The organism is Streptomyces nanshensis, from assembly GCF_001751255.1.
GTDB classification, from domain to species: Bacteria; Actinomycetota; Actinomycetes; order Streptomycetales; family Streptomycetaceae; genus Streptomyces; species Streptomyces nanshensis_A.
Genome location: NZ_LJGW01000414.1, coordinates 1 through 4421, shown reverse-complemented (window position 1 = coordinate 4421; position 4421 = coordinate 1). Strand labels below are relative to the sequence as shown.

Here is a 4421-nt window from a genome sequence, read left to right as displayed (position 1 = left end):
TGACCGGACCGCCGGCTTCGCCCTCGGCCGCGGCGGCCGGGGAGGCGGGTGCCTCCGGCGCCGGCTTGGGGGCTCCCGGCTTGGGCTTCGACTGCTCCGTCTTCGCGGCTCCCGCACCCGGCTTGGGCGCGGGGGCGCCGCCGGGCTTGGGCGCGGCGGGCTTGGCGGTCGTCTTCTTCGGGGCCGCCGGCTTCGCGGCGGACTTCTTGGCACCGGCTCCGCCGGCACCGCCGGACGCCTCGAAGGCGTCGGTCAGCTTCCGTACTACGGGCGCCTCGATCGTCGAGGACGCCGAGCGGACGAATTCGCCCAGTTCGTTGAGCTTGGCCATGACGACCTTGCTCTCGACTCCGAGCTCCTTGGCGAGCTCATATACCCGGACCTTAGCCACTTCGCTCCTTACGGTCCGGGGGGCTCATCCGCCGGACCTTCGCTACTTATGCATGGGCGTACTCATCGCGTACTCATCGAGTGCTCATCGCAATCTCGACCTACTTCCGACTCGCGAGGTACCTCTCCGAACGGAGGGTTCCGAACGGACTGTCTTACGGTTCCGCCTGCTCGATCTGCTCCACCTGCCGGTGCAGCTCCGTCACGTCGAACGGGCCCGGGCCGCGAAAGGCCCTGTTGAAGGCCCGTCGGCGCACGGCCTGACCGAGGCAGGCCGACGTGGGATGCAGATACGCGCCCCGGCCGGGCAGCGTACCGCGAAGATCAGGGACGCATCGGCCCCCGCTCAGCACCACACGCAGCAGATCGGGTTTGTCCGAGCGCTTCCGACAGCCCACGCAAGTGCGCTGTGGGCATGCTCGGACTCGCGTCCGGCCAGACACTGTTAAGTCTACCTCCCCGCACCGTCGCCCCCCTTCGGGGGTAACGGGCACGCTTCTGGTTTCAGCCCTGCTCGGCCGCCTGCCCGGGAGGCGGGCCCGGCTCGGCCGAAACGGCCTCTCCGGCGTCCGCCGTGTCCGGCCGGATGTCGATGCGCCAGCCGGTCAGACGTGCGGCGAGGCGGGCGTTCTGCCCCTCCTTGCCGATGGCGAGCGAGAGCTGGTAGTCGGGCACCGTGACCCGCGCGGAACGCGCCGCGAGGTCGATGATCTCGACCTGATTCACACGTGCCGGGGAGAGCGCGTGCGCGACCAGATCCGCCGGGTCCTCGGACCAGTCGACGATGTCGATCTTCTCGCCGTGCAGCTCCGCCATGACGTTGCGCACCCGGCCGCCCATCGGGCCGATGCAGGCGCCCTTGGCGTTCAGCCCCGAACGTGTGGAGCGCACCGCGATCTTCGTACGGTGCCCGGCCTCGCGCGCGATGGCGGCGATCTCGACCGAGCCGTCCGCGATCTCCGGCACCTCCAGCTCGAAGAGCTTCCTGACGAGGTTGGGGTGGGTGCGCGAGAGCGTCACGGACGGACCGCGCACGCCCTTGGCGACCCGCACGACGTACGTACGCAGCCGCGTGCCGTGCGCGTAGTCCTCGCCGGGGACCTGCTCCTGCGGCGGAAGGATCGCCTCCAGCTTGCCGATGTCGACCAGCACGCTCTTGGGGTCCTTGCCCTGCTGGACGACGCCCGCGACGACGTCGCCCTCGCGGCCCGCGTACTCGCCGAAGGTGACCTCCTCCTCGGCGTCGCGCAGCCGCTGGAGGATGACCTGCTTCGCGGTGGTGGCGGCGATGCGTCCGAAACCCGACGGGGTGTCGTCGAACTCCCGGGGCTCGGCGCCCTCGGCGAGGTCGGCGGCGTTCTCCTTCGCCCAGACCGTCACATGGCCCGTCTTGCGGTCCAGTTCGACGCGGGCGTCGCGGTAGCTGCCCTCGGTGCGGTGATAGGCGATCAGCAGCGCGGACTCGATCGCCTCCACCAGCAGATCGAGGGAGATCTCCTTCTCCCTCACCAGCCCGCGCAGGGCACTCATGTCGATGTCCACGGCTACGCCTCCTCCTTGCCTGTCTCGTCGTCGGCCGCGGACCCGTCCTGTGCTCTCTTCTCGGCGGCCTTGCGGTTGAACTCGATCTCGACGCGCGCCTTCGCGATGTCGTCGAAGGCCAGCCGGCGCGAGGTGGGCTTGCGGCCCTTCACACCGGGGACCTCCAGGTCGACGCCGTCGTCGTCTACGCCCGTGATGCGCGCCGTCACCTCGCCGCCGCCGGCGCTCTCGGTGAGGTTCGCCTTCACCAGCCGTCCCAGGGCACGGCGGTAGTGCCGCTGCTCGGTGAGGGGACGGTCGGCGCCGGGCGAGGTCACTTCCAGCACGTACGGGGAGCCGCCCATGGTGTCCGCCTCGTCCAGCACTTCGGAGAGGCTGCGGCTCAGCTCCGCGCAGGTGTCGAGCTGCACACCGTCGTCGGAGTCCACCACCACGCGCAGCACGCGCCGCTTCCCCGCGGGGGTCACGTCGATCTCTTCGAGATCCAGCCCCTTCTTGCTGACGAAGGGCCCCAGCAGTGCGCGCAGCCTTTCGCTCTGGGTGGTGCTCATCCGGGTGACTCCTCGGCCGCGTGTGCTGTTGTAGGGGCGCCTGTAGCAAGGGAGATGACGTGGGCGTGTACCCGTCCAAGACTAACGTGCGCCGCGCGCGGCGCCGACCAGACGGGCGATCCGGGCGCGATGTCCCGGACGTGCGGGTACGCATGGGGCAGTGAGGGTGGCCCGTCGATGCGTTCGAAAGCGCGCGGGTACCCTCACGGGGCGGTGATCACCGCACGCGGTGTCCACCGCAGAGGTTCCAGCGATGCCGAGCCGATCAGGGAGCACTCATGCCGCTCACGCCTCCCTCTGATCCTCCGGTCCCGGGGTGCTCCCGGCCGCCGGCCGGTCCGCGCAGGCGGTCCCTGGTCGCCGGGACGCTGGGCACTCTGGGCGCGATCGGGGCGCTGACGCCGCTCGCCGCCGGGTGTTCCGGGGACGGCAGCGGCCCGGACGACGAGCGGACGGCCGCGGAGGACAAGCGGCTGCGGCGGGAGGCGGCCCGGCAGAGCCTGGACCTGCTGGCCCGTTACGACGCCACCGCCGAGGCGCACTCCGCCCTCGCGGACCGGCTCCGTCCGCTGCGCGCGGCGACGATGCGGCACGCGGACGTCCTCGAAGGCGACGGAGACGACCACCGGAACGGCAACGGGAACGACGGCAAGGACGCCGGCGGCGGGCAGCGCCGTCACCGTGAACGCACCGCTCCCGGCAGGCGGCCCGACGTTCCCTCCGACCGGCAGGCGGCGCTGACCGCCCTGGGCGACGCGGAGCGCGGTATCGCCGGGAAGCGCACCGCGGCGCTGGTGAAGGCGCCGCCGGAGACGGCACGGCTGCTGGCGTCGCTCGCGGCGGCGGGCGCCGCGCACGCCTATCTGCTCGGCGCGGAGAACGGCGGCGCCGAGAAGAACGGCGACGACGGGAAGGACGACGGCTGATGAGGAAGCTGGTCGACGCCGTACAGGCGGCACTCGCCGCCGAGCACGCCACCGTCTACGGCTACGGCGTCGTCGGCGGCCGCATCGAGTCCTCGCGCCAGGAGGAGGCGCGCAGCGCGTACGACGCCCACCGGGCCCGGCGTGACGGGCTGCGCCGCGAAGTACGCGACCTCGGCGGCGAACCGGAACCTGCCGCCGCGGCCTATGCGTTGCCGTTCGCGGTGCCGGACAGCGCCGCCGCCGTACGGCTCGCAGCCGAACTGGAAGACCGCCTGGCCGGGGTGTACGCCGATCTCGTACGGGTCAGCGACGGCGCCCGCAGGCGGGAGGCGGCGGGAGTGCTGCGCGAGGCGGCGGTCCGGTCGGTGCGCTGGCGGGGCAGCAGCGTAGCCTTCCCTGGTCTCTCCGAGCGCTCCGCCTCCGACGGCCCGGCGCCCTCGGGATCGCCCACGCCCGGCGAGACGTCCGGTTCGCTCTGACCGTTCCGTGAACCGGCCGGCCGGCGCCCGGCGTTCGCCCTGCGCTCCGCCGCACGCAATGGCCGGCACGGCACAGGCACAGCACGACAACGACACTGCGTACCCGGTGGCTCCGCCCGTGCCGGAGCCTCGTCCACCGTCCGACGGCCCGCGTCCGAAAGGTCCCCTTCACCGCATGCCTTCTGCACTGCCTCTCGATCCCCCGCGGCGGCTCGTGCGCGCTCTCGGCTCGCAGCACGCACACGCCGGCGAGCAGGTGGGACGGGCCGGCGAGGAGTGGCTCGCGGAGCTGCCGGCGCTGCTGGAACGGATGCTGGACAAGTGGGAGTTGACGCCGGAGCGCGTGGTCTCGCCCGGGGGCCGCAGCAGCCTCGTCACGCTCGCACGGCAGGCGGACGGCACCCCCGCGGCGCTGAAGCTGCTCGCGCCGTACGTCGGCGGGGCGCGGGAGCGGGCCGAGCGGGAGTGTGCGGCGCTCGCGCAGTGGGACGGCCGGGGCGCCGTGCGGGCCCTGCGCTCGGAGACCGCCGAGG

At 72.6% G+C, this 4421-nt stretch carries 7 protein-coding genes; 3 read left to right on the top strand and 4 right to left on the bottom strand.

The window, feature by feature from the left end:
- From AN218_RS25895 to rimP, 4 genes are all read right to left on the bottom strand, one after another.
- Positions 1–391, bottom strand: a 391-nt coding sequence (locus AN218_RS25895; RefSeq protein WP_171908799.1) for a translation initiation factor IF-2 N-terminal domain-containing protein, incomplete at its 3' end; no start/stop codon positions are given.
- 154 nt (positions 392–545) lie between these two features.
- Entirely contained in the window at positions 546–833 is a 288-nt protein-coding gene (locus AN218_RS25890) for a YlxR family protein (protein ID WP_079132594.1), read from the bottom strand.
- Positions 834–894: 61 nt separating this feature from the next.
- Positions 895–1932 carry a transcription termination factor NusA gene (nusA, locus tag AN218_RS25885; RefSeq protein WP_070019399.1) on the bottom strand — a complete coding sequence of 346 codons (1038 nt, stop codon included), beginning with the start codon at positions 1930–1932 and terminating at the stop codon, positions 895–897.
- A gap of 2 nt (positions 1933–1934) precedes the next feature.
- Positions 1935–2483, bottom strand: coding sequence for a ribosome maturation factor RimP (gene rimP / locus AN218_RS25880; RefSeq protein WP_070019398.1), 549 nt, complete (start codon positions 2481–2483; stop codon positions 1935–1937).
- A 278-nt stretch (positions 2484–2761) separates the two neighbouring features.
- On the opposite strand from rimP, the gene AN218_RS25875 reads away from it, so the two are divergent.
- The 3 genes from AN218_RS25875 to AN218_RS25865 all read left to right on the top strand — a co-directional run.
- Positions 2762–3409 carry a hypothetical protein gene (locus AN218_RS25875; protein ID WP_244900722.1) on the top strand — a complete coding sequence of 216 codons (648 nt, stop codon included), beginning with the start codon at positions 2762–2764 and terminating at the stop codon, positions 3407–3409.
- Entirely contained in the window at positions 3409–3888 is a 480-nt protein-coding gene (locus AN218_RS25870; RefSeq protein ID WP_070019397.1) for a ferritin-like domain-containing protein, read from the top strand. The genes AN218_RS25875 and AN218_RS25870 overlap by 1 nt, the downstream gene beginning before the upstream one ends.
- 175 nt (positions 3889–4063) lie before the next feature.
- Positions 4064–4421, top strand: a 358-nt coding sequence (locus tag AN218_RS25865) for an aminoglycoside phosphotransferase family protein (RefSeq protein WP_216311805.1), incomplete at its 3' end; no start/stop codon positions are given.

Coding starts and splice junctions, on each gene's coding strand:
- rimP (WP_070019398.1), bottom strand. CDS start 2,483: ATGAGCACCACCCAGAGCGAAAGGCTGCGCGCACTGCTGGGGCCCTTC.
- AN218_RS25875 (WP_244900722.1), top strand. CDS start 2,762: ATGCCGCTCACGCCTCCCTCTGATCCTCCGGTCCCGGGGTGCTCCCGG.
- AN218_RS25870 (WP_070019397.1), top strand. CDS start 3,409: ATGAGGAAGCTGGTCGACGCCGTACAGGCGGCACTCGCCGCCGAGCAC.